Here is a 24591-nt window from a genome sequence, read left to right as displayed (position 1 = left end):
AGTTTGTCTTTAATCGACTGTAGTAGGCCATTCCATGGGTACGAAAGGCACCCGGAAAGGTGTCTCCCCATATGATACGGCCCACGTAAGTTTGCTCACTACCCTGGGGCGCGTTTCCCGTGTTTATTCCCCCTGCAGGGGGGAGAGCTGGGTGCCCGCATGGTTAATAACTTGGCGGGCAATTTTACGGTTGGCAGTCGTTCCCAGTACTGCGCCTACCCCCATCGGCAAGAGTTTGGACAGCCATGCCCACTTCACTTTCTTACGGGCTTGCTTCAAAAAGAGCTTGGTCAGTCGGCCGTTGATGCCGCTCAGGGTCGGCCCGGAGAAACGGGAAAGGGTAGCAGCTGACTTCATGCCGGAGAGCGTGGTGACGTCACCAAGCATGGTGTCCACCAAAGCACTGCCCTGGGAACCGGTAAGAACCACGAGAACGAGCGCTCGGCGGCGCTCTTCATCACGGATGTCGTCGCCACGCAGGTGCGCCGAGGCCAGGATGTACCATGCAGCAGCCTCAAGGAAGACGAGGGATTCTGCACCTACTGCAGCCGCACCGGAGACCAGCCCGATGCCGGGGATGGCGGCCGAGGCGCCTGCGGCCGCACCGGTGCCCGAGACAATGTTGAGGAAGTGCTTGTCAATGAGCTCCTGCAGTTCCTCAGGAGATGCGTCCTTATTCTTCTTCTTTAGACGGTCGACATAGCCGATGATGATGGAGGATTGCACCGACACCACCTTGTTGATGGCCGCCAGAAATCCTTGACTAATGCGGTTGCTTTCGTCCACCTCGAGCTTTTCCACCTCGGTCGGAGCGTCCTTTTCCTTCTGTCCAATTCCAAGCATGTTCTTCACCTGATTTCGTCTACATTGTTAACGGTATGTTCACTACCGTATCGAAAAAGCTGTTCCCAGCGCAGAGTCAGGCTGGGGGATTAGTCTAGGGGCCATGAGCGAGTACGAGCCTTTCCCGCCGCGCGAGGTAAGCGCGGCTGCGGCCCGCCTGCTTGCTGAGTCGTTACACGCCCGCGCCCGTGCCGCTCAGGAAGCAGCGCGGATGGCGTTGGCGGATGAGATTACGGTTCTCACGTCCTCTGGGTGGGTACGCGGCAGCATCGAGGAGGACTTGCGCCCGGACCGGCCACTGTCGACGCCAGTACGTTCGTGGCGCGGCATTCCTTTTGGGGCCGATACCGCGGGGGAGTACCGCTTCCGCGAACCGCGCCCAGCGCCGGCATGGCAGGGGATTCGGAACTGCCGTGAGTTCGGCGATGTGGCCCCGCAGCCCGTCTACTCGTGGACGGACCGCATCGAAGGCACGGAAGATTGCTTGACTCTCGATATCGTCCGACCACACACCGAACATGACGCCGCTCCCAACACGGAGAAACTACCCGTTGTTGTCTACCTGCATGGCGGCAGTTTCATCGTGGGGTCCTCGCACATGCTCATGCTGCGCGGCTTTGAATTCGCCGCGCAGATGGGTGTGGTCTATGTGTCCGTCAACTTCCGCTTAGGTGCGCTGGGCTACCTCGACGTGCGCAGTTTGGGTGGGGAGGCCTGCGCTAATCCCGCAGTGGCGGACCAAGTCCTTGCTTTGGATTGGGTTCGCGACAACATCGCTGCCTTCGGCGGAGACCCGAATAACGTGACTCTGATGGGCGAATCCGCGGGTGGCGCAGCGGTGCTGACCCTCATGGCGGTGCCCCGCGCGGAGGGCCTTTTTCACCGTGCCATTGCGCAGTCGCCGCCGATTGGCATGATTCATTCCCGGGCACAGTCGATGTTCTGGGCGCGCGAGCTCGTGGACAAGATGGCCCTGCCGCGTGATACCACGGCGGATGATTTGCGCCGCGAGGACTTTGCGGACCTGGTGCGCTCGGGGCAATCCATGATGTGGCGCGCAGGCGAGTTGCTTTACCTGAACTCCTGCTACGCGCCCACTGTGGATGGTGAACTCATTCCGCAGCATCCGATTGAGGCTTTCGAGGACGGTGCCCAACACCCGGTGCCGCTGCTCATCGGTACCAATTCCGGTGAGGCGAGCTTTGGAAAGTTCCTCTATCAACGCCAACGCTCCCGCGAACGTGCGGCCTTGCGGCTGTTGGCGTCCTTCGACCCGGAGAGTACACCGGACGTCGTTGCGGCCTACGGCGGGGCGGTCTCGCGCAGTGACTTCGGGGACTTGCTGACCGACGCCCTCTTTTGGGCCCCCACCGTCCGCGTCGCCTCCGAACATGCTCGCCGGTACCCCACGTGGATGTATCGTTTCGACTTCGCGCCGGCAGCGTTGCGCTGGCTGGGGTTGGGGGCGATGCATTCGATGGAGCTGTCGAATATCTTCGGCGATCCCGGTGCGTCACGCGTGTCCTTTTTGACCACCATGGGCAAGTCCTCCGATATGGAGGAGGTCACTGAGAATATGCAGGCCCAATGGAGCGCGTTCATCAATGGTGGCGCTCCGCGTGAGGATTGGCCGCGGTACCGGGCTCCGCAGCGAGAGACGATGATTTTTGATGTGCGGCCTCATATCGAAGAGGCGCCGATGGAGACGCGCCGCCAGGCCTGGGAGTCCTATGACATGTTGGAGTGGGGAACCGGACGCCCGGAGATCCTGAAGCTTCTGGGTTTCATGCCCGATGACCACGATCGCGGGTAGGATGTGTGGGGCCTTGGTAGCAGCCGGGGTGACACTGCCACATGGACGGATGTTGATCACATGAGCTTTTTTGAAGATATTGCTTCTGCGCTGGACGGGGAAGGTATTGAGTCCCGCGTCAATGACGATGTGATGTTCGTGCCCATCACCTCTGACTTGGAGATCCAGTTTGTAGAAATTGACCCGATTCTCCCTGCCGCCAACGTCTACATCGCCGCCGCGGACGTGGATGAGGATGATGAGGATTTCGAGGCCGTCTTGGTCTCCGTTGCGTTCTCTGTGGAGGACGCAGTGGAAGCGGTGTCGCGTCATATCGCTACCGACCAAGTGGTCACTGTGCTTCGTGACCTTCTTGAGGGCACCGATGAGCGCATTGCTGAACTGGAGTTTCTCCAGGATGAGTTCAACCCTAATCTTGTCGTGGCGGAGGTCGCTAACGATTCCGAGCTGCGCGTGCTCGTGGAGACTATTGACGGCATACCCAGCGCCGTGGTGCGTTTCCTCTCCTTCGACTTCGACGAGGAGGAGCTCGACGATCTTGAAGATGAGGCCATCAGTGAGCTCTGGGATAACGACGCCGTGGAGGACCTGGGGGAGGAAGAGCGCGTGGCGCTTTTCGACGCCGGCGAGTTCGACGACACCACCCTCGCTCCCATCATCGAGGTTCCCGCCGAGGCGCTCGAGCTTGGCACCTACACTGATTTTGATCGCCTCTTCGACGTCCTGAGCTTGGTCTCTGACCAGGCCCTGGATTGGGAATCCCAGCTGGTCAGCGTGGAGGACCCCGACTTTGACGAGCCGGACGTCTATGACATCTTCGGTGCCGACGACGGTGAGGACGAAGATGACGTTCTCTACGATGACAGCGATATCGACGATGACGACAATGATGACGTTGACAACATTGACCACGAGGACAGCGACAGCCAAGATTAGTCGCCTCCTCGGCATGGGCACGCTAGGATAATCGGGTATATTTGTTGAACTCGATGAGGAGCAGCCAGGGTCTATGCCGGTTAATATGGCTTTTCGCGGTCACCGCATCTGCGTTCTTCTCGGCCTAGCCTGTGCTGTGGTGGCGTGGGGCCTCACCCTCACCCCGGGCTTCAAGAATGTTGAAGGGACCTTTGATTCCCTCCTCCCGACAACGGTGTGGGGCTTGAGCCTTTTGAGCGTCCTGCTCTTCTTTGGCTCCCAGCGCGGACTCTGGCGCAGCCCTGCGCTCATTAACGCCCTTCTTGCCGCCGTGGTGGACATAGTGGGCTCGACGTTGTTCTTCGAACTCAGCATCCCGCTCTACATGGACACCGCAGGAATAGTGTTCGTCGCGATGATTTATGGCCCGGTTCTCGGCATGGGAACAGCGGTTTTGTCGTTGACCTTAAGAACCGTGGTCAGTCCCTGGGAGCTTGCGTATCTGCCCAATGTGCTGATTTTGGCCATAATGGTGGGCTGGCTCGCACGCCGTGGTGCGTTCAAACGCATGATTTCCACTCTGTTTACAGGTTATGGAATCGGCATCGTTGCGGCACTCGTGTCCTTGGCGTCGACCTTGTTCGCGCTGGAACAGAATCTGCCGCGCGGCGCCCGCGAGCTCGCCAACTTTTTTCAGTTGGTCACCCATGACGAGACCACGGCGACTTTACTGCAAGTACTGACCTCTGACCCGCTTGATAAGGCTTTCACCGTCGTGCTGGTGTGCGTGTTTATCCGCTTCGTGCCGAAGCCCGTGCGTAATTCGTTCGACCGCCCAGAAACTCAGTCGGCCGTGGCCCGTGTGCTGACAGAGGATCGCTTCAGTCTTTCCTTGGATGAAGATCCTCCCCGCAACTTTGTCGGCCGACTGCAACGCTACCTGTAGAGGACCACGGCTTAAGCAGCTTGGCTGAAGCCCTCGAAGAGCGATAGAGGAGAGCGGACTGGAGTGTAGGAGCTATCGACGAGCCAGACGAAGGTCGCGGCGCTACTGCTTGAAATCTCATGTACTGCCGTGACTAAGTTCGCAGGAACGAGCGCGCGGACCCACGCTTCCGCAATCGCAGGGGATACAAGCTGGCCAGTAGGGGAAGTAATGCGAACGGTAATGAGGTAGGACGGGACTCGCTTTTCCCCGAAGCCAAGCACACGAGCTTTCACCCGTTCCCCTACCCGGTGACGAGACACAGTCAGCGTCAGCGGTGGGGTAGCTTCTCCTTCCTCGTCTCGGAGGGGTACTGAGGGAAGAGACTTTGACGGTGGCCGCCATTGCGGTGTGGGACGTGCCAGTGAGCGCGGATGGCGAATGATGCTCTCCACGGAGTTCAGAGTGTCGGCGTGATGAAAGAGGATGTCAGCGGTGAGTTCTCCAGCAACAATGCTGGACGGGGTGGAGTGTGGAACCGTGGTACGAAAGCTGTAGTAATTCTTCATGGCATTCACAGTAGAAAACCGTGCGGACATAGGAACCAGTGAGTCGAACGTGTGTTCGAATATTTGGTGGGATAGGATACAGTTGGTGTCGCTATGAGTAAGGGCGTTACACAAGAACTGAAGATTCCGCGGGAGATCTGGGTGATGGTCACCGCGGGCTTCATCATCGCATTGGGCTATGGGCTGATAGCGCCCCTACTTCCGCAGTTCATCGTCAGCTTTGATGTGTCGATGGCGGCCGCGGGCCTTGTCGTCTCCATTTTCTCCGCTAGCCGCCTCGTCTTCGCACCCAGCGCTGGCCGCCTCATCGACCGCGTGGGCACGCGCGGCGTCTACCTGACCGGGTTGTTAACCGTTGCGATTACAACAGGTCTTGTGGGTATTGCCCAGGAGTATTGGCACATCGTGGTGCTGCGTGCCATCGCGGGTATTGGCTCCACCATGTTCACTGTGGCAGCCATGGCGCTCATCGTGAAGCTCTCACCACCCCCGATTCGTGGTCGCTGCTCGGCAACGTATGCCACCTCTTTTCTGCTGGGTAACGTCATCGGCCCGCTCGTTGGCGCCAGTTTGTCCTTCCTTGGCTTTCGGTGGCCATTCTTCATCTACGGGCTAGGCGTGGCGCTCGCAGCACTCGTTGTCTGGGTTCTGATGCCGGCCGTCGACACGGATGCTGAACGCCAGCACCGACTTCCGCCGATGAAGCTGCGGGAGGCCTGGGGTGATACCGCCTACCGCGCGGTGCTGACCTCGAACTTCGCCCAGGGATGGATCAACATGGGCGTGCGTGTCGCAGTCCTTCCACTGTTTGCGGCGTCCATCTTCCACAATGGTGGCCAGGCCTCAGGCATTGCCCTGGCGGTCTTCGCGGCGGGCAATGCGGTTGTGCTGCAGTTCTCTGGTTCCTGGTCTGACCGCATTGGGCGTCGTCCACTTATTCTCGCGGGCCTTGTGGGCTCGGCACTGTTCGTCGGAACGCTGGGCTTGGCGACGTCCGTGTGGGCCCTCCTCGTCCTCTCCGCTTTTGCCGGTGCCTCCTCAGGGTTGATTGTGCCGTCGCAGCAGGCTGCCATCGCCGATGTGGTGGGCCTGAAACGTTCTGGTGGGCAGGTGCTTTCTACCTTCCAGATGGCTGGTGACTTTGGTCAGATCCTGGGCCCCATCGTAATTGGATTCCTTGCGGATAGATTCGGCTTTGGGGTGGCCTTCGGTATGTGTGCCATTGTGGCAGCTGGTGGTGTCCTTGCGTGGAGCTTCGGGCGCGACACCTTGCAGGATAAGAAAATTATGTTGCAGGGGCTTCGTCGTAGGTATAAATAGACGCTGCACAGCACTACTTTTGCCGCAACGCTGCGAAAGCTGAGTCCACCCTTAAAAAAAATTTTGTTAAACTTGTGGTGTGAATTTTCAACAAAGGGTGGAGCGCCACCGGGCATCACTGAGTCGGGCAGACGAGGCGGTCGTCGATGTGATTCTCAGCCGACCGCAAGAAGCAGCCCTGTGGCGCGGCGAAGACGTTGCCGCCAAAGCCGGTGTCCATGGCTCTGCTGTGACCCGCACCGCCAAGAAGCTTGGGTACAAAGGTTATCTGGAGCTGCGCCAAGAATTGCGCAGGATGCATGACCAGTACCTTGCTGCTGAGCACTCCAACGGTCGTCGTGCATTCCGCAATGAAGCGGGACAGACAGTGCTGGGGCAGCTGGTGTCTAAGGAGATGGATTCGCTGTCCGCGGCGTCGGGAAGCGTAGACCAGCACTCTATTAACAGAGCAGCGGATTTGGTGATGAATGCCCGCGATATCTACATCTACGGCCGCGGCAACTCCATTCCTCTGTGTGATCAGACTGAGCGCCGCTTTCGCCGCCTGGGACGGTCTGTCCATGACCTTTCCGGTGAGACGGACCATGACATGGCTGAACAGCTGCTCCGCATGGGGGAGCCAGACCTTCTTGTGGTCTTTGCCTTCCGCCGTTCCACGCGGCCGCTACGTCAGTTGCTGAACTATGCTGAGGCGGTCAATTGCAAGGTCCTGCTCATTACTGATGACCTTCGCGTTGTTCACCCAGTACCTGTCGTAACTTTGGCCGCCCCGCGTGGCGATGAAGGAACCTTTACCACCTTGTCGGTTCCTATGCTCATGTTGAATGCCATTGTGCTGTCGATTCAGCGGCGATACGAGCATGATGTTGCCCCGTTCCAGCAGAAGCTGAAGAATATTCTCGAAGGCTTCGAGACTTAACGCGTGGTACGTGCTCGCTTGCTGCAGGCGGCCCAGCGTGGGGAGTGGCCCAATGCAGCCTTGAAGTCACGCTCGCGATAACGCGTGAAGCCATAGGTAGAAGCCTCGAAACCGGTATTCGGGCGGCTCCATCGCTTTTGGCTACGATCGCTGGCGGCTGTCATGCCACTCCTCCGTATGTTGCTCAATTGGTGTGCGCTTAGTTGACACTAATCGTCTAAGAAAATATTAGGTTAGCCCAAGGTGTTAGTCAATTCCACGCTATGAGAGCCTTTCATTTGGGGGTGAGGTTCTCAATAAAACCAAACATAACTGCGTGGCTTAATCTTGATTGAACCCGAATATCTGCAATCTTTGATGCATTAGGGGGTAGGGATATGTGTGAGAGTGGCCGTACTTGCTCAACCGTTGGTTCCTGAAATTTCTTACATAAAGTGAGTTAATTGTTGCATTTGTATATCTAGGGGCCTGGAGGGGTACTAGACCAAAAGCGGGAAATAGGGCCTAGGCGACAGTCCGTCCTGCTGCATACAACTTCTTAGGCATGTCGCGACGTAGGCTCCATTCGAATTGGATGGGCTTTTCGCCGCGGTGCGTTACATAGTCAACGTTGCCGAGGAAGGTGTACGCTGCGGCGGTATCCACCCTATTCTTCTTGGTGAAGCGAGTAGCGATGATGATGTGTCCGCCGAGCTTTTGATGTTCAATGTAGCGCTTGGCCATCGCCGATTTCAGAGTGGTCGTGGATTGGGACTCCCAGTGAAGCCGATCCGGAGATAGGGGGTAGTCGCGGTAATTCGTTGAAGCACTTACATTCTCATCTTTCTGGAAAGTCACCAAGAAGAGATCAGTGTTCGAGGTGTCGAAGCGTTTGACTCCTTCGCGAGGAAGGTTGGCGAGCTTTTTGAGCGGGCCTTCGTCCAAAGCGCCGACAAGCTCAGCAAGGCTATAGTCTGCATGCGTCTCAAGCACGCTGTGAGAAGACTGCTGGGGAATCACGCGGGATGCTTCAAGCGCAATCTGCATGACTTGATTGACTTCGTTGACGAATGCGGGATGGGAACGCACGGTATCGAGCGCTTCATCCAGAGAAGCCGGGATGGCTGTATTGGAATTCGCCCATAGTGCCAGAACGAGCATCGTGGCGTAGCGCTTTTCACGCTCAGTCATGTCTTGTTCTGAGGGCCCGTCCGCTTCCATGAGTCGGCTGTAGGCTGCTACGCGGTCAGGGTCATTGATGTGGAGGAGTACTCGGATACGGCTCAGGAGGAAGGCTTCTTCGCAGTCCTCATCGGACGCAGGTAGAAGCTTTTCATCGCGAAGGAGGGTAGTCCAGGAGATTCCTTTCCTGCGGTAGATGTCCTCTAAAGGAATGTTGGACTCGCGAAGAAAAGCTGCAAGGTCAATAGTTCCGTGTTCGCTAATCTGTGAGCGGATCTTTTTGACAGAGTTTCTTGCCAGGCGCTTGACGTTGGCCAAAACGCGGTCTGTCGTCATACGATCCAACGTGATGTTGGAGCCCGGTGGCGCAGTGGGGAAGCCTTGCTCGACTTCTTTGATGAAGCTCTTGCCGCGGGCAGCGGTCAGTACCTTGAAGCGTTCTTCGAAGTCGAATTCTTCGTGCTGGAGTCCGAGAAAATCGAACACGATACATGCGTCTTTACCCTGGTTAAGGCGCAGTCCGCGGCCCAGCTGCTGAACAAAAAGAACCGGGCTCTGAGTTGGGCGTAAGAGAAGGAGAGTGTTGATGGAAGGAATGTCGACACCCTCGTTGAAAATGTCGACCGCAAAGATGATCTTGATGTCGCCATCGCGCAGCTGTGCAATAGCTCTTCTGCGTTCCTCAGTACTTTGCTTGCTGCTTACCGCTAAAGCAGGAATACCAAAAGCATTGAATTGTTCCGACATGTATTCGGCGTGGGCGATCGAAACACAAAAACCGAGGGCCTTCATCTCGGAGAGCTCGAAGATTCGGCGTTTGAGCTCGTTGATGATGAATCGGGTGCGCTTTTCTCCAGCCTTAATATAAAACTCGCTGAGCTCTGTCTTGTTGTAGTCTTTCTTTCCTCGGTTCCACGTCAGGCTCGTCAGATCGGTATCGTCATCGACCCCGTAATAATGCAAAGGTGCGAGTAGCTGTAGGCGCAGCGCATCCCAGAGGCGTAGTTCATGGGCCACGCGGTAGTCGAAAAATTTCTGGACGTTTTCGCCATCTCCGCGCTCGGGCGTTGCCGTGAGTCCGAGGAGCTCTTGAGGGTGGACGTAATCGAGAATCTTTCGGTAGGTCGTGGCCTCTGCGTGGTGGAACTCATCGATCACGATGACGTCGAAGTGGCCAGGAGCTATGCGTGTCAGGCGATCGCCGTGGAGGGATTGAATGCTTGCGAAGACGTGGTCCCAGCGGCGAGGCTCCTCGCCTCCAACAAGCAGTTCACCGAAGTCGGAGCTTTGGAGTACCTCCCGGTACGCGCGCTGAGCTTGTTGGAGGATCTCCCTGCGGTGAGCCACAAACAGAAGACGTGGACGGCGCCCAAACTCCGCACAGAGTTGGCGATAGTCTAAGGCTGCGACGACGGTCTTACCAGTGCCGGTAGCCGCAATCAGCAGGTTTTTGTGTCGGCCGTGCACTGCTCGTTCCGAATGCAATGCCTCAAGCATCTCTTGCTGGTAGGGGTAGGGCTCGACACGCAGACCCGATAGCTCGAGCTTCTCGTCCTGTTTCGCTTCAAGGAACTTTGCGCCGCGAAGTGCCTCTTGCAAGCGCTCGTAATCACGCTCCGGGTCGAAGTGCTTGAAGTGATTGTCGTGCCAATAGCTGTCGAAAGTCTTGATGAACTTCTCGATGATCTCCGGAGTAGTAGAGCGGGAGCCGCGAACGTTCCACTCCCAGCCGTCGACAAGCGCAGAACGGGACAGGTTAGAACTGCCGATGAAGGCGGTATCGAATCCAGACTCGCGGCGGAAGAGCCACGCCTTTGCATGCAAACGGGTGGTCTTGTGCTCGTAGCAGATACGGACTTCAGCGTTGTAGTCCTCGACAAGGCGGCGTACAGCAGCGGCTTCAGTCGCACCACAATACGTTGAGGTGATGACTCGAAGGGGGATCTGGTGATCGCGTAGGTACTCCAGTTCATCACTAATGGCCGAAATTCCGGAGTTCTTGATGAATGCACAGAGCAGATCGACGGAATCGGCAGTACGAATCTCGCGGGCAATCTCCACCGACATGTTGGTGTCGTCCACGCTATTGGTGAAAAGTGCGCTGGAGTTCAGAGAAACTTCGGGCAAGACAGGCGGTTCAGTGAGCTCAGACCTGTACATGGCATAAAGCAACTGTTCAGCTGATACTTTCTCGTCCGCGCCAAGGTGCTGTGCGAGGTTGTTGATGAGAGCGACGCGTTCTTCCGGCTTTTTAATCTCGAGGAGCCGTTGCTCAATGACCCGTGCGAAGTGTTGGGATACCGCCGTGGCGAATCTGGGGTCGACATCCTTAGTGGTAGCTTCGGTAATTCCGGAAGCCGCGGTGGGAATGGCTCGCTGGGTCTCCTTGATTCGCTCGTGAATACGGGCGGTGATGGGGGTTTCGTAAATACCGAAAGGCAGCAGATCGTGAGGGGTCATAGGCGGGAGGAGATGAGCTCAACAGCGGGGATGTCAGCGGGAGCCCAGTCGAGCTCTTGGGCTTCGGCGGCGGTGACCCACCGGGTGGCGTCATGGTCGGTGAGTACGAGGTCACCGGATTGGATGGTGCACAGGAAGGTGGTGAGCTCGATGGTAGCGAACTCATAAGTGTGGACCGTCGTGGTGACTTTGTCACCGACAGTCGCTGTAAGGGAAAGTTCTTCTGCCAACTCGCGTGCTAAGGCATCCTGTGGAGTCTCGCCCGGCTCGATCTTTCCACCGGGGAATTCCCACATGCCGGCCAGGGATTTTCCCGGGGCCTTGCGGCACGCTAAGACTCGGTCACCATCAACGAAGATGGCGCCGACAACACGAATTGGAGAACTCATGGGACCAGTATGCCGGCTGGCCCGAATCTTAGCCAGAAAGCGCGGCTTGTGTTTAGTCCGAAACCGCAGAAAAGTGCGCGGTCACGATGTCGTCGATAAGCCGGGCGGCGAGCTTGGCGGTGCGGTTGTCGAGGTCGAAGGAGGGGTTGAGCTCGACGACGTCGACAAGCGCGAGGCGTCCCGTGGCGGCGATGGAAACGGCGAGTTCACGGATGATGGGAAGGTCAACGCCGAGTCCTGCAGGTGCAGAAACGCCTGGGGCTTGAGCGGCGGGGAGGACATCCAGGTCAATGGAGAGATGGATGGGGGCTGTGCCGGCGCAGAGCTGCTCGGCGTGGGCACGGAGCTGCTCCACGTTCATGGTGAGGAGTTCCTCGTCGAGGGAGATGGTGACACCGAGATCGGCGGCTTCGTCGAAGAGAACCTTGGTGTTGTTGGGGCGGGAAATGCCCAGGACGGTGTAGTCGAAATCGGGGCGGCCAACGAGTTCAGAAATCTGCTTGAACGGCGTGCCCGAGGTAGGCACGTCTGCGGTACGCAGATCGAAGTGGGCATCGAGGTTGATGATCTTCAGCGGGCCCTTCGCACGGAAGGCACCGCGGTGGGAACCGAAGGCTGTTTCATGACCGCCGCCCAAGATGATGGGAAGGTGGCCAGCAGCGGATAGGGCTTCCACGGACGTGGAGAGGCGCTCGTGGGCGCCCTCCAAGTCGGTGTCTTGGGTGGTGATCGTGCCGGCGTCGTAAAGCACATGCTCATGGTGCACCGCAAGGGAACCTAGGGCGTTGCGCAGTGCCTCCGGGCCCGCGGCCGCGCCGGGGCGGCCATGGTTGCGCTCAACTCCCTCGTCGGAGGCGAAGCCCAGCAGTGCTACGCCGGGCTGCGCCTGTGGGTTGTCCACGTCGAGGGGGCGAATCACGCTGTGCCACCGCGCGTGCTCCGGGCCGGGGCCATCGGAGCGGCCAGACCACTCGGGTGCAGGGGAGTAAGCGGGGGCATCAACGCTGTTCATGGTTATCCTTTCGGGACGGAGCTGAGTTCGGTGTACGCAGCGGCGTGATTGCGCCGGCCGGTGAGGTAGAAGACGGCGGTCATAAGGATAATGAAGCCAATGCCTACCGCGAGGGCCGGACGGTACTGCGGCTGCCATGCCATGATGCCAAAAGTAAACGTGATGAAGGCGATGGCGAAGTATTGTCCCCACGGCCAGAAGGGAACCGTGTAGGCCAGGCTGGCGCGTTCCTGCGGCGACATCTTCTTACGGGAAGCCACGTGGGCGAGCAGGATCATGAGCCAGACATAGATGGTGGCGAACGTGGCCAGGGAGGCGATGACCTCGAAGACGTTGTCGGGGATAAAGGCGTTGAGGGCCGTGCCGATGACCATGACGATGAGCAAAATGACCATGGTTATCACCGGTACGCCGCGTGTTTTCTTGGCCATGACCTTGGGAGCAAGGTTGTGGTGTGCCAGGCCGGTGAGCACGTTGCCGGCACCGAAGAGATCGGCATTGATGGCGGAGACAGCAGCGGTGATGACCACGACGTTGAGTGCGGCTGCCGCCCACGTGACGCCCAGTGTGGAGAAAATTTGGACGAAGGGGCTTTCCTCACCAGTGATGGTTCGCCAGGGGTTAATCATGAGGATGACCAGGATGGCCAGCACATAGAACAGCAGGATGCGCACAGGGATGGTGTTGACGGCTTTGGGGACGGACTTCTCCGGTTCCTCGGCCTCCGCACTGGCCACGCCCACAATTTCTGTGCCGCCGAAGGCGAAGAGAACGAGGATGAAGGAGGCGATCATGCCGGAGGGGCCGTTGGGGAAGAAACCACCGTCATTGACTAAGTTGGCAGGGCCGGTGGTCTCCGCGGTGGAGAGGCCGAAGACCAAGACGGCTACGCCGCCGATTATCATCGCGACGACCGCGCCGACTTTGACGATGGTGAAGGCGAACTCTAGCTCGCCGAAGGCTTTGACCGTGGCGAGGTTCGCGCCGCCGACGAGGAGCAAGGTGGCGGCTACCCAGACCCACTGTGGTGAGCCAGGGAACCAGAACTGCATATAGACGCCGATGGCGGTGAGGTCCGCTAAGGCCACGATGACCATCTCGAAGGCGAACATCCAGCCGGTAATATAGCCCGCCCAGGGGCCCAGGAAGGCGCGGGCATATTCGGCGAAGGAGCCGGTGACGGGGTGGTGAACGGACATTTCTCCGAGTGCGCGCAGGAGGAAGTACACCACGGCGCCACCGAGGAGGTAGACCAGCAGCACGGAGGGGCCGGCAGCTTGGATGGCGCTGGCGGAGCCGTAGAACAAGCCGGTGCCGATGGCGGAGCCGAGTGCGATGAAGTGCAGGTGACGGTGCTTAAGGCCTCTGCGCTGGGTGGTGGTCTCGGGCACGGTGGCCGTCCTCCTCCTTCGTGAAGAATGCGAGTGAAAAATGCGTCTGAGAGCTACTTTCCTCTAGTTACCGCGTGGGGTCAATTCAATGAAATTCAGCCAGGTGACATGTCTTTCACTAGATGTCCGGGGGTGATCTAAGTGACATTTAAGAAAGTTGTGGTTAGTATCTTTGTGACCCGCGTGTGGCTGTTGCGTGGGCATGGTTGGCGTTTCATCCCGCACTGTGCGTCGTTGGAACGCGCGTTGTTGGTCCGCCTGCCGTGCTAGAGACGTGTAATTTGTCGCCCATACCGTGAGGTAAAAAATGAAGAACGAAGACGCCCTTGTTGACGCCTTCTACGAGCCCGAAGAGGCCACGCCCACCAAGAAGGGGCTGTGGCGGCTGTTTGTCTACAGCGCCATCGGAGCTTTCGTTTTCTTTTTCCCCGTCAGCTACGGCGGGAAGAAGTCGATTCCGCTTGACCATATGGTCACCATCATCCGTACACACGCGGAGGCTGTGGTGCCGTGGATCATCTTGGCGCTGGCCGTCTATGGCACTGTGCGCAGCATTGTGAATAAGAACTGGCGGGAAGGTGCCCTGCAGGCGGTGTTCACCGTGCTCAACGTCGTGGGCATGGTGGTGTCCTTCCTTATGGTGTTAGGAACACTGCCTGGTGTGTTGGGCAACGAGGATATTGTTCCCTTCCTGTGGAACTCCATCGCCACGCCCGTAGGGCTCATCGTTCCCATTGGCGGTGCCTTCCTTGGCCTGCTCATTGGTTATGGTCTGCTGGAGTTTGTAGGCGTGTTCATGCAGCCCATCATGCGGCCCCTGTGGCGCACGCCGGGGCGCTCCGCCATCGATGCCGTTGCCTCCTTCGTGGGTTCCTACTCGTTGGGCATTCTCATTACTGACCGCGTGTACCAGCGTGGCGGCTACACGGCGCGTGAGGCCTCCATCATCGCGACGGGTTTCTCCACGGTGTCTGCAGCTTTTATGGTCATCGTGGCCAAGCAGCTGGACTTGATGGGCATGTGGGGAATCTATTTTGCCGTGTCCCTGGTGGTGACGTTCCTCGTTACCGCTATCACCGTGTGGATTCCGCCGCTGAGCACCATTCCCAACGAGTATGTTTCCGGCGTAACGCCGGATCCGGAGAAGCCGGTCAAAGGCAACTACTTCAAGGCAGCGTGGAGGGAAGCGCTGTTGCAGCTCGACCGCGCACCGTCGTTGGGCGCTGCCATCTGGGAGAACCTGCGCGATGGCGTGCGCATGGCCGCAGCCATTGTTCCCTCCATCATGTCGGTCGGCCTCATCGGCCTGCTGCTGGCTAAATTCACGCCGCTCTTCGATTGGTTGGGCTATGTGTTCTACCCCTTCGCGTGGATTGTGCAGCTCCCAGAGCCCGAACTAGCAGGTAAAGCTGCAGCGATGGGAATTGCGGAAATGTTCTTGCCGGCCACCATGGTGGCGGATTCCCCCAGCCTGACGCTGAAATTCGTCATCGGCGTGGTAGCGGTGTCTGCCATCATCTTCTTCTCTGCACTGGTGCCGTGCATTCTGGCCACCAAGATTCCTATCAAGCTCTGGCACCTGGTCGTTATCTGGTTCGAGCGCGTGGTCCTCACCATCATCATTGCCACGCCGATTGCTTTCCTCGTGACCTAGCTAAACTGTCGCGCTATGAGTAACTCCCGCGTTCCGGCCGCGCGCAATGCGCTGGAAGTCCTCCGGCTGCTATCCACCATTGATGTCCCCATTTCCGCGGCGCGGATCCGCAGCGAGTTGGACCTGCCACGCTCATCTACCTATCACCTTCTCAAAGAGATGGTGGACGCGGGATTTGTGGTGCACCTGCCGGAGAACCAAACCTATGGATTGGGCCTTGCGGCCTACTCCATGGCGGCTGCCTATGCCACGCAGCAGCCCCTCGTTCGGGCAACGCAGGGGCATCTGGAACGCATTGCTAGCAAGGTAGATGGCTCCGGTCACCTGTCGCGCCTAGCGGGGTCGGAGATCCTGTACCTCAATGAGGTCCGAGCGCCAAAGGCTATGTCCTTGGTGACGGAAAGGGGAGTGCGCCTCCAAGCACAGCGCACCGCCTCGGGGCGAGCGATGCTCGCGGTGCTTCCGGAAGCCGAATGGCGTGCGGCCTATTCGGCTGGGGCGCTTAGCTTTGGAGAGTTTAAGACCATACTGCGTGACGTTCGGGAGCGAGGCTGGGCTGAAGAGGTTGAGGTGGTCGCCCGCGGGCAGGCCTCGGTTGGGGTGGCGATTGTTGACCATGTAGGCAGGCCCGCAGCAGCACTGGCGGTGACCTATCCAGTAGGTACTGCCGACGCCTCCGCAGTGGCCCACGAGCTTAAAGCCGCCGCCGCGCAGGTGGCGAAGCGGATGTATGGCCGGCGTTAAGCTGCGTTAACCCGTGCACGGACACTGCGCGGAGGTGTAGCAGGTGTGCGAGCCGAGGTGGCTGTTGTACTATGAGCGCAACGCGTGAGGCTGTAGCGCGTATCACTATATTCTGAAAACTTGTGAAAGCACATACGTATGTGTGACCGCAAATACATTGTGCTGTGTGTCTGTATACTCCGAGCTTTTGGTCACCCTTGGCGGCCATTGGCAGGGTATTTGGTGCGCAGCGATACGTGAAGGAGCCTTTAATGCCTAATTCTTATCCCTCCACCGTGACCGTGGGCATCGGTGCCCTGAGCATTGAGGAGGTCGTGGCCGTTGCGCGTTATGTCGCGAAGGTAGAGATTTCCCAGGAAGCGCTGGAAGGTATTGCCTCCACGCGCGACCGTGTAGAAGAGCTTGCCCAGGACCCGACGCCGGTTTACGGAATCTCCACTGGTTTTGGTGCGCTGGCGCGCCGCCACATCCCGGAGGAGATGCGCGCGCAGCTGCAGCTGTCCCTGGTGCGCTCCCATGCCGCAGGTACTGGTCCGGAGGTAGAGACCGAAGTTATTCGCGCTCTTATGCTTCTGCGTTTGTCTACCTTGTGTACCGGCCGCACCGGCGTGCGTCCGGTCGTAGCAGAAACCTATGCGGCAGTGCTTAATGCCAACATTCATCCGGTGGTTCGTGAGTATGGTTCCCTGGGCTGCTCCGGTGACCTGGCTCCGCTCGCGCACTGTGCCCTGGCGCTGTTGGGTGAAGGCGAGGTGCGCGTCGACGGCGGCGACATTACGCCCGCTGGTGAGGCCCTCGCGGCAGCCGGTATCGAGCCACTGCAGCTTCGTGAGAAGGAAGGCTTGGCCCTTATCAACGGCACCGATGGTATGCTGGGTCAGCTCTGCCTCGCTATCACTGACCTGCGTGAGTTGGCCAAGACGGCTGACATCGCCACCGCGATGACGGTGGAGGGATTGCTGGGCACCCTAGTGGTCTTCGCCGACGATCTGCAACAGCTGCGCCCGCACCCGGGTCAGGCCGATGCTGCTGCCAACATTCTCACCGTGGCCGAGGGCTCTGCGATTCTGGAGGCTGCCCTCGAGGAATTCAAGAAGAATCAGGTGCAGGATGCCTACTCGGTGCGCTGTGCTCCGCAGGTAGCCGGCGGTTTCCGCGATACCTTGGCGCATACCGCGCTGGTAGCTGAACGTGAGCTTGCCGCCGCCGTCGATAACCCGGTGGTGGCGAAGGACGGCCGCGTAGTCTCCAACGGCAACTTCCACGGCGCGCCGGTGGCCTACGTGCTGGACTTCCTGGCGATTGTGGTGGCTGACCTGGCCTCTATCTCTGAGCGTCGAACGGACCGTTTCCTCGACGTTGCCCGCAACCGCGGCCTTCATGCCTTCCTGGCCGATGACCCAGGCGTAGATTCTGGCCACATGATTGCGCAGTATGCGCAGGCGGGCATCGTCTCTGAGCTCAAACGCTTGGCTACCCCGTCCTCGGCGGATTCGATTCCGTCTTCGGCAATGCAGGAAGACCACGTGTCCATGGGGTGGTCTGGTGCGCGCAAGCTGCGCAAGGCTGTCGACGGCCTGCAGCGTGTGCTTGCCATCGAGATTCTGACTGCCGCCCGCGCTATCGATATGCGCGAGGGTGAGCCGGCCAAGGGGACTGGCGCGGTTATCGCCGCCCTCCGCAAGACCGTGCAGGGCCCGGGCACAGATCGCTACTTGAGCCCGGAGATTGAGGAGACCGTGCGCCTAGTCAAGGAAGGCGCGCTCGTGGCTGCGGTGGAGGAGGTCGTCGGCTCGCTGCGCTAAGCGCCACCCCGGCCCCCGTGGTCATGCTAGGTTCCGCACGGTCCATGGGGGCCTTTTCTGTGCGCACCGCCCCCAAGCACCGGTCGCTCGACAGTCTGGCATATGAGACAGGTGGATAAAATGTGGCCTGGAAGATAGGCGTGGGTCACAGTACCTTGTCCTGTGTGACGCCAACCAAGCCTTCAGGGACAGCCCCGGGAAACCGGCCTGGGGCTTGGGAGGGCGTCGAGAAGCACGAGCGAAAGGAAGTCATGTCTGAACCCCGCGAAGTACGCGCCCCGCGCGGAACTGAACTCACTGCCAAGTCGTGGCAGACCGAAGCCCCGCTGCGCATGCTCATGAACAACCTTGATCCTGAGGTTGCTGAGCGCCCCGAGGACCTCGTCGTCTACGGCGGCACTGGGCGTGCTGCCCGCAGCTGGGAAGCCTTCGATGCCATCGTGGAGTCTCTCAAGGACCTCGAGTCCGACGAGACCCTCTTGGTGCAGTCCGGCAAGCCGGTGGGTATCTGGAAGACCAACGAGTGGGCACCGCGCGTGCTCATTGCGAATTCCAACCTGGTTGGTGACTGGGCCAACTGGGAGCACTTCCGCCAGCTCGAGGATGAGGGCTTGATGATGTACGGCCAGATGACGGCCGGCTCCTGGATTTACATTGCGACCCAGGGCATCCTGCAGGGAACCTTTGAGACCTTCGCGGCCGTGGCCAAGAAGCGCTTCAATGGCACGCTCGCCGGCACCTTCACCCTGACCGGCGGCTGCGGCGGCATGGGCGGCGCACAGCCGCTGTCCGTCACCCTTAACGGCGGTGCCTGTCTCATCGTGGATGTGGACGAGACCCGTCTGAAGCGCCGCCAGCACAAGCGCTACCTCGATGAGGTCGTCACCGACCTGGATGAGGCGCTCAAGCTGGTGCTGGACGCCAAGGAGAACAAGAAGCCGCTGTCCGTCGGTCTAGTGGGCAACGCCGCCGAGGTCTTCCCGGAGGTGCTGCGTCGTCAGCGCGCCGGCGAGTTCACCGTGGATATCGTCACGGACCAGACCTCCGCGCACGACCCGCTGAGCTACCTGCCCACCGAAATCACGGTGGAGGATTGGCACAACGAGGCCAAGGCGGATCCGACCACCTTCACCAAGAAGGCTCGCGAGGCCATGGCCGCCCAGGTCCAGGCCATGGTGGAATTCCAGGACGAGGGCGCTGAGGTCTTCGACTACGGCAACTCCATCCGCGACGAGGCCCGCAAGGCCGGCTACCAGCGCGCCTTCGAGTTCCCGGGCTTCGTCCCGGCCTACATCCGCCCGCTCTTCTGCGAGGGTCTCGGACCTTTCCGCTGGGCAGCACTTTCCGGCGACCCGGAGGACATCAAGGTCACCGACCAGGCGCTCAAGGAGCTCTTCCCGGACAACGAGCACCTGCACAACTGGCTCGATGCCGCCGAGGAGTACGTGGAGTTCGAGGGCCTGCCCGCACGTATTTGCTGGCTGGGCTACAACGAGCGCCACAAGGCCGGCCTGCTCTTCAACGACTTGGTCAAGGAAGGCAAGATCAAGGCTCCGATCGTCATCGGCCGTGACCACCTGGACTCCGGCTCGGTGGCCTCCCCGTACCGCGAGACCGAGGCCATGCTCGATGGCACCGATGCCGTGGCCGACTGGCCGCTGCTCAACGCCATGACCGCTGTCTCCTCCGGTGCCACCTGGGTTTCCATCCACCACGGCGGTGGCGTGGGCATGGGCCGCTCCATCCACGCCGGTCAGGTCACCGTGGCCGATGGCACCGAGCTGGCCGCCGCCAAGCTGCGCGCGGTGCTCACCAACGACCCGGGCATGGGCGTTATCCGCCACGTGGATTCCGGTTACACTCGCGCCAAGGAAGTCGCCGACGAGCGCGGCGTGCGTATCCCGATGGAATTCAAGGCCCGCGACTAGACACGAGAGGAAAAGAAGATCATGTCCACCCTGTTTACTGGAATCTCAGAGCTGCGTACGGTGTCGGAGGCCGGCACGCTTGCCGACGCCGCCCTTATCGCCAACACCGAAGGCACCATCGCCTGGATCGGGCCGGCGTCCGAGGCGCCGGCCGCGGACGAGAAGGTTGACCTTGGCGGGCGCGCAGTTCTGCCGGGCTGGGTGGATTCCCATACGCACATGATCTTCGACGGCGACCGCTCCGCTGAGTTCGAAGCCCGCATGGCGGGTGAGTCTTACCAAGCCGGCGGCATCGCCGTAACCATGGATGCCACCCGCTCGGCGGGGGAGGAGCGTCTGGAAAAGCTCCTCGTGGAACGCATTGCGGCCGCACACCGTGGCGGTACGACGACCTTGGAGACGAAGACCGGCTATGGCCTCAACACTGAGTCCGAGATTGAGGCCGCTCGGGTAGCCGCCCGCCACGTCGATGACGTCACCTTCCTCGGCGCGCACCTCGTGCCGCCGGGAGCGGAAGCGGAAACCTACCTCGATGAGGTCGTCGGCCCGATGCTCGATGGTGTCGCCGAACACGTGCAGTGGATCGACGTCTTCTGTGAGCGCGGCGCCTTTGACGAGGAGCAGTCGCGCCGCGTGCTGGAGGCAGGCAAAGCCCGCGGACTCGGCGTGCGCGTGCATGGCAACCAACTCGGTGAGGGTCCTGGTGTGGCGCTCGCCGTGGAGTTGGGCGCGGCCTCCGTGGATCACGTCAACTACCTCAGCGATGCTGATATCGAGGCGCTGGCCTCCTCCGAGACGGTGGCCACGCTGTTGCCGGCCTGTGATCTGTCGACCCGCGAGCCACTGGCCCCGGGGCGCAAGCTTCTCGATGCCGGCGCGACCGTCGCCATCGCCTCCAACCTCAACCCCGGCACGTCGTACACGTCCTCGATGAACTTCTGTGTGACCACAGCTGTGCTCCAGCAGCATCTCACCCTCGACGAGGCCATTGCCGCCGGCACGCGGGGTGGTGCGACCGCGCTGCGTCGCCAGGATGGTGGTGAAGGTAAGGACGCGCAGGGCCGTCCAGCCAAGGGCTCGTTAGTGGTCGGCGCTGCTGCGGACCTCCATGTCCTCGATGCCCCGAGCGCTATCCACTTGGCCTACCGGCCGGGCATGCCGATGACGTTCAAGACCTTCGTGGGCGGTCGCGAGGTCTAGCCCCGTGGGCAAAGGCACCATATGAGGGGCACCTTATGAAGAAAACCGTATACGTCGACCTGGGGTTTAGGTGTCGAAGGCGGTAAAAGGTGCCTTTAGTATGGTGCCTTTGGTCTTTCGGGACCTGCGTACTCTAGGGATTGGGTAAGGCCCACGAGGGAGTGGGGAGCAGCATGGGGGTAGCGGCAGGCTGCGGGGAGGAATAGATAATCTCACCGCAGTGCCGTACTCTGGTCTAAGCAATGAGCATTACCGATAACGCCACCGGCGGCGTCAACGAGCCGGAAGAATTCAATAAGTCGGAATCTCAGGAAAACTCGCAAGGTGGCGAAGCGCAGGACGCTTCGCAGGCTTCTAGCCAGGACACCGGGGCTGCGAATAACCCTGAGGACACCGGCGCTGAAGAAACTTCAGCCAACGACAACTCCCAGGGTTTTGCGCACCTCGGTCTGCCTGATGACGTTCAGGAAGCCGTAGCTAAGGTGGGCTTTACCAAGCCATCCCCAATTCAGGAAGAAACCATCCCGATCCTCATGGAGGGCCGCGACGTCGTCGGCCTCGCCCAGACGGGTACAGGTAAGACCGCAGCCTTCGCGCTGCCGGTTCTCTCCCAGATCGATACCAAGGCCCGCTACCCGCAGGCACTCGTTCTCGCGCCCACGCGCGAGCTGGCCCTCCAGGTCGCGGACTCCTTCCAGTCCTTCGCCGACCACTTGGGCCGCATCGACGTCCTGCCCATCTACGGCGGCCAGGCCTATGGCATTCAGCTCTCCGGGCTGCGCCGCGGTGCCCAGATCATCGTCGGCACCCCAGGCCGCGTCATCGACCACCTGGAGAAGGGTTCCCTGGACATCTCCCAGCTGCGCTTCCTCGTCCTCGATGAGGCGGACGAGATGCTCAACATGGGCTTCCAGGAAGACGTCGAGCGCATTCTTGAGGACACCCCGGAAGACAAGCAGGTTGCACTCTTCTCGGCCACCATGCCGAATTCGATTCGCCGCCTGTCCAAGCAGTACCTCAACAACCCGGCCGAGGTCACTGTGAAGTCGGAGCGCCGCACGAATGACAACATCACGCAGCGCTTCCTGCTGACCCCGCACCGCCACAAGATGGATGCGTTTACCCGCATCCTCGAGGTCATTGATTACGACGCCATCATCGTCTTCTGTCGCACCAAGCACGCGACGGAGGACGTGGCCGACAGCCTCAAGGAGGCCGGCTACAACGCTGCCGCTATTAACGGCGATATCGCTCAGCAACAGCGTGAGCGCACCGTGGACCAGCTCAAGGATGGCCGCCTGGACATTCTCGTGGCGACCGACGTCGCCGCGCGTGGCCTCGACGTGGACCGCATTACCCACGTGGTCAACTACGACATTCCGAATGACACCGAGTCCTATGTGCACCGTATCGGCCGTACCGGCCGTGCTGGCCGCACGGGCGAGGCCATCCTGTTCGTCACCCCGCGTGAGCGCCGCATGCTGCGCTCCATTGAGCGCGTGACCAACGCCCGCTTGGAGGAGATGGACCTTCCGACCGCGGATGAGGTCAACACCAAGCGCAAGGAGAAGTTCTTCGCTTCCATCGGCGCCTCGCAGGAGGACAAGCAGTTCGAGTTCTTCCGCGACATGGTGCGCGAATACTCCGCCGCTGAAAATGTGGCGATGGACGATATCGCTGCGGCCTTGGCCGTGCAGCTACAGGGCGGGACGGAGTTCCTGCTCAAGGAGCGCCCAATGACCAAGAAGGATCGTCGCGAGCGCGAACGCTTCGACCGCGATGACCGCGGGCGTGACCGCGGCCGTGACCGCGACCGCGGTGGCCGTGGACGAGATCGTGACCGAGGCCCGCGCCGCCCAGACGGCGACTTCGAAACCTACCGTCTGGACGTGGGCAAGCGCCAGAACGTGCGCCCAGGCGCCATCGTTGGTGCGCTGGCTAACGAAGGTGGTTTGACCTCCAAGGACTTCGGCCGAATCACCATTGCGGTGGGCCATACCCTGGTGGATTTGCCGAAGAATCTGGACCCGGCTGTTCTGGACCGTCTCAAGGACACCCGCATTTCCGGCCAGCTGATCAAGATCCAGAAGGATACTGGCCGCCCGCCGCGCCGTAACTTCGATGATGATCGTGGCGGCCGCGGTGGACGTGGCGGCCGTGGTGGTTATCGCGACCGCGACCGCGGTGGACGTGGCGGCCGCGGAGGTTGGCGCGACTAAGTAACTGTCGGCGCTAGTGCACGTGCTCGTGCCGACACAGAAAACCTCCCGAACTTGCGAAAGTCTTAGCCCAGATAGGATTTCTGAGCAGACTTTCGTGAGTTCGGGAGGTTGTGCGTTTTCGGTGTGCTGTCCTGGGACTCTAAAAGTGAGTTACACGTACATCAGGATGGCGCAGACAACCCACAGCAGGTTGAAGATACCGGAGAACATAGCCAGTTGCTTCTTCAGCTTGGCCACATCGGCGCTGCCCGGGCCAGCAATCGCAGCCATAGCCTTGTTCTGCTTCGGGATAACCACGACGAGCAGAATGACCCAGGCAATAACGGAGAGCAGAAGGGCAATGTGGAACTGGACCTGGGACTTATAGGCGTCAAGGTCAGTAAGGAAGACAGCTAGTCCGATTACCGGAACGATGGCAGAGATGTAGCCATACGTCGAGGTGATCTTGTTGAGGATGCCCGCTGCGCCAGCAGCGGACGCATCGCCAGCAGCGGCCTTTTCAAGTTGGCCGGGGAAGGCAGAAGTGGAGACACACACGGTACCGACCAACAAAATGGCGGCGAAGGCGTGGAGGAAGATGAGCAAGCTAGTCATGAGGAGAAGTCTTTACCTTTCTGGTCATGGGTTTCCCTGCGAAAGTCTAACGACGCTCCGTGATGAAATCGAATCGACACTGATGGCGCATTGCCTCGTAGTCACGGGCGGGGAGCGGTAGCTCATACTTCCGCGCAACGGCAGCGAGCCTGCGTGAATAGTCACAGCGATCCGCTGGTGGAAGCCAGTCACCAGGCAATGAATCTGACTTTGCTTGGTTAAGAGTTCGGGCGGTGGCAACAAGGTTGAGCGGGTCGTTAGCAAACGCTAGCTTGTACTCTCTTGTCCACGTCGATGCACCGAGGTCCCATGCCGCGGAGAGCGGAAAGACGTGGTCCACTTCAACGCGGTCCGGGGCAGGGCCGCTGGAGTATGGGTCATAAAGAATGCCGTTAATGGTTTGGGTGTCCTTGATGGCCTCGCGTGTGCCGGGCAGCCAACCACCAAAGTCAGCTCGTTCATAACCCGGCGTTGATACGCGTGCCGGGACTGTGGCCACTCCTAGGTTGGGGCCGGGGAAGAAGTGGTATCCGGCATAGGTGAGTGTGGCTAGGGAAAGGAGGCCGAAATAGGCCGTACGCAGGTCCATGACCATTTAGACTGTGTGCAACGTTGAGAGGTTCCCTGTAGAGAGATGTCGAGAAGCGTGGAGATGAAGGGAAGGTGTGCGGGGGATTAATAAAACTTGACACAATCAAATGAAGGTTAATAATAAACATGACCTTTC

At 59.9% G+C, this 24591-nt stretch carries 20 protein-coding genes; 11 read left to right on the top strand and 9 right to left on the bottom strand.

Annotation, left to right across the window (positions count from 1 at the left end; translation table 11 throughout):
- Nucleotides 1-123: 123 nt before the first annotated feature.
- On the bottom strand, nt 124-843 hold the full coding sequence (locus tag I6J72_RS06240) for a hypothetical protein (protein WP_204100341.1): 720 nt from the start codon (nt 841-843) through the stop codon (nt 124-126).
- A 103-nt stretch (nt 844-946) separates the two neighbouring features.
- On the opposite strand from I6J72_RS06240, the gene I6J72_RS06235 reads away from it, so the two are divergent.
- From I6J72_RS06235 to I6J72_RS06225, 3 genes are all read left to right on the top strand, one after another.
- Nucleotides 947-2656, top strand: coding sequence for a carboxylesterase/lipase family protein (locus I6J72_RS06235; protein WP_204100340.1), 1710 nt, complete (start codon nt 947-949; stop codon nt 2654-2656).
- A gap of 60 nt (nt 2657-2716) precedes the next feature.
- Nucleotides 2717-3592, top strand: coding sequence for a DNA primase (locus I6J72_RS06230; RefSeq protein ID WP_204100339.1), 876 nt, complete (start codon nt 2717-2719; stop codon nt 3590-3592).
- Between the two features lie 73 nt (nt 3593-3665).
- Nucleotides 3666-4517, top strand: coding sequence for a hypothetical protein (locus I6J72_RS06225; protein WP_204100338.1), 852 nt, complete (start codon nt 3666-3668; stop codon nt 4515-4517).
- A gap of 11 nt (nt 4518-4528) precedes the next feature.
- Here I6J72_RS06225 and I6J72_RS13125 read toward each other — a convergent pair whose 3' ends face one another.
- Nucleotides 4529-5065, bottom strand: a complete 537-nt coding sequence (locus I6J72_RS13125; protein WP_239107532.1) for a hypothetical protein — start codon at nt 5063-5065, stop codon at nt 4529-4531.
- Nucleotides 5066-5158: 93 nt separating this feature from the next.
- On the opposite strand from I6J72_RS13125, the gene I6J72_RS06215 reads away from it, so the two are divergent.
- Complete coding sequence (locus I6J72_RS06215) at nt 5159-6385, top strand: MFS transporter (protein WP_204100337.1); 1227 nt, start codon at nt 5159-5161, stop codon at nt 6383-6385.
- Nucleotides 6386-6464: 79 nt separating this feature from the next.
- Nucleotides 6465-7304 (top strand): MurR/RpiR family transcriptional regulator, encoded by an 840-nt coding sequence (locus tag I6J72_RS06210; protein WP_115021685.1) that lies wholly within the window; start codon nt 6465-6467, stop codon nt 7302-7304.
- On the opposite strand, the gene I6J72_RS06205 is transcribed toward I6J72_RS06210, so the two are convergent.
- The 5 genes from I6J72_RS06205 to I6J72_RS06185 all read right to left on the bottom strand — a co-directional run bounded on the left by I6J72_RS06205 (nt 7301) and on the right by I6J72_RS06185 (nt 13717).
- Complete coding sequence (locus tag I6J72_RS06205; protein ID WP_204100336.1) at nt 7301-7468, bottom strand: hypothetical protein; 168 nt, start codon at nt 7466-7468, stop codon at nt 7301-7303. The two genes, I6J72_RS06210 and I6J72_RS06205, sit on opposite strands and share 4 nt — an antisense overlap.
- A gap of 340 nt (nt 7469-7808) precedes the next feature.
- Nucleotides 7809-10925 carry a DUF3427 domain-containing protein gene (locus I6J72_RS06200; protein ID WP_204100335.1) on the bottom strand — a complete coding sequence of 1039 codons (3117 nt, stop codon included), beginning with the start codon at nt 10923-10925 and terminating at the stop codon, nt 7809-7811.
- Entirely contained in the window at nt 10922-11314 is a 393-nt protein-coding gene (locus I6J72_RS06195) for a (deoxy)nucleoside triphosphate pyrophosphohydrolase (protein WP_204100334.1), read from the bottom strand. The genes I6J72_RS06200 and I6J72_RS06195 overlap by 4 nt, the downstream gene beginning before the upstream one ends.
- A 52-nt stretch (nt 11315-11366) precedes the next feature.
- Nucleotides 11367-12326 (bottom strand): formimidoylglutamase, encoded by a 960-nt coding sequence (hutG, locus tag I6J72_RS06190; protein WP_204100333.1) that lies wholly within the window; start codon nt 12324-12326, stop codon nt 11367-11369.
- 2 nt (nt 12327-12328) lie between these two features.
- The gene (locus I6J72_RS06185; protein ID WP_204100332.1) at nt 12329-13717 is read right to left on the bottom strand and encodes an amino acid permease; all 1389 of its coding nucleotides are present in this window, start codon (nt 13715-13717) and stop codon (nt 12329-12331) included.
- A gap of 307 nt (nt 13718-14024) precedes the next feature.
- Between I6J72_RS06185 and I6J72_RS06180 the strand changes: the two genes are divergently transcribed.
- From I6J72_RS06180 to I6J72_RS06155, 6 genes are all read left to right on the top strand, one after another.
- Entirely contained in the window at nt 14025-15371 is a 1347-nt protein-coding gene (locus I6J72_RS06180; RefSeq protein WP_204100331.1) for a YjiH family protein, read from the top strand.
- A 15-nt stretch (nt 15372-15386) separates the two neighbouring features.
- Nucleotides 15387-16115, top strand: a complete 729-nt coding sequence (locus I6J72_RS06175) for an IclR family transcriptional regulator (protein WP_204100330.1) — start codon at nt 15387-15389, stop codon at nt 16113-16115.
- Between the two features lie 251 nt (nt 16116-16366).
- A complete protein-coding gene (gene hutH, locus I6J72_RS06170; RefSeq protein WP_204100329.1) occupies nt 16367-17920 on the top strand; it encodes a histidine ammonia-lyase in 1554 nt (517 codons plus the stop codon).
- A gap of 251 nt (nt 17921-18171) precedes the next feature.
- The gene (locus tag I6J72_RS06165; RefSeq protein WP_039674909.1) at nt 18172-19848 is read left to right on the top strand and encodes a urocanate hydratase; all 1677 of its coding nucleotides are present in this window, start codon (nt 18172-18174) and stop codon (nt 19846-19848) included.
- A gap of 21 nt (nt 19849-19869) precedes the next feature.
- A complete protein-coding gene (hutI, locus tag I6J72_RS06160; protein WP_204100328.1) occupies nt 19870-21048 on the top strand; it encodes an imidazolonepropionase in 1179 nt (392 codons plus the stop codon).
- A 242-nt stretch (nt 21049-21290) separates the two neighbouring features.
- Nucleotides 21291-23267 (top strand): DEAD/DEAH box helicase, encoded by a 1977-nt coding sequence (locus I6J72_RS06155; protein WP_204100327.1) that lies wholly within the window; start codon nt 21291-21293, stop codon nt 23265-23267.
- A 153-nt stretch (nt 23268-23420) separates the two neighbouring features.
- On the opposite strand, the gene I6J72_RS06150 is transcribed toward I6J72_RS06155, so the two are convergent.
- Together I6J72_RS06150 and I6J72_RS06145 are read right to left on the bottom strand one after the other, a co-directional pair.
- Entirely contained in the window at nt 23421-23864 is a 444-nt protein-coding gene (locus I6J72_RS06150) for a DUF2269 domain-containing protein (RefSeq protein WP_204100326.1), read from the bottom strand.
- A gap of 46 nt (nt 23865-23910) precedes the next feature.
- Nucleotides 23911-24453, bottom strand: coding sequence for an HNH endonuclease family protein (locus tag I6J72_RS06145; RefSeq protein WP_204100325.1), 543 nt, complete (start codon nt 24451-24453; stop codon nt 23911-23913).
- Nucleotides 24454-24591 lie beyond the last annotated feature (138 nt).

Origin of the sequence: Corynebacterium sp. FDAARGOS 1242, assembly GCF_016889985.1 — a bacterium.
Classification (GTDB): domain Bacteria; phylum Actinomycetota; class Actinomycetes; order Mycobacteriales; family Mycobacteriaceae; genus Corynebacterium; species Corynebacterium minutissimum_B.
The sequence above is the reverse complement of the archived record's forward strand: the minus strand, read 5'-3'. Positions and strand labels throughout refer to the sequence as shown.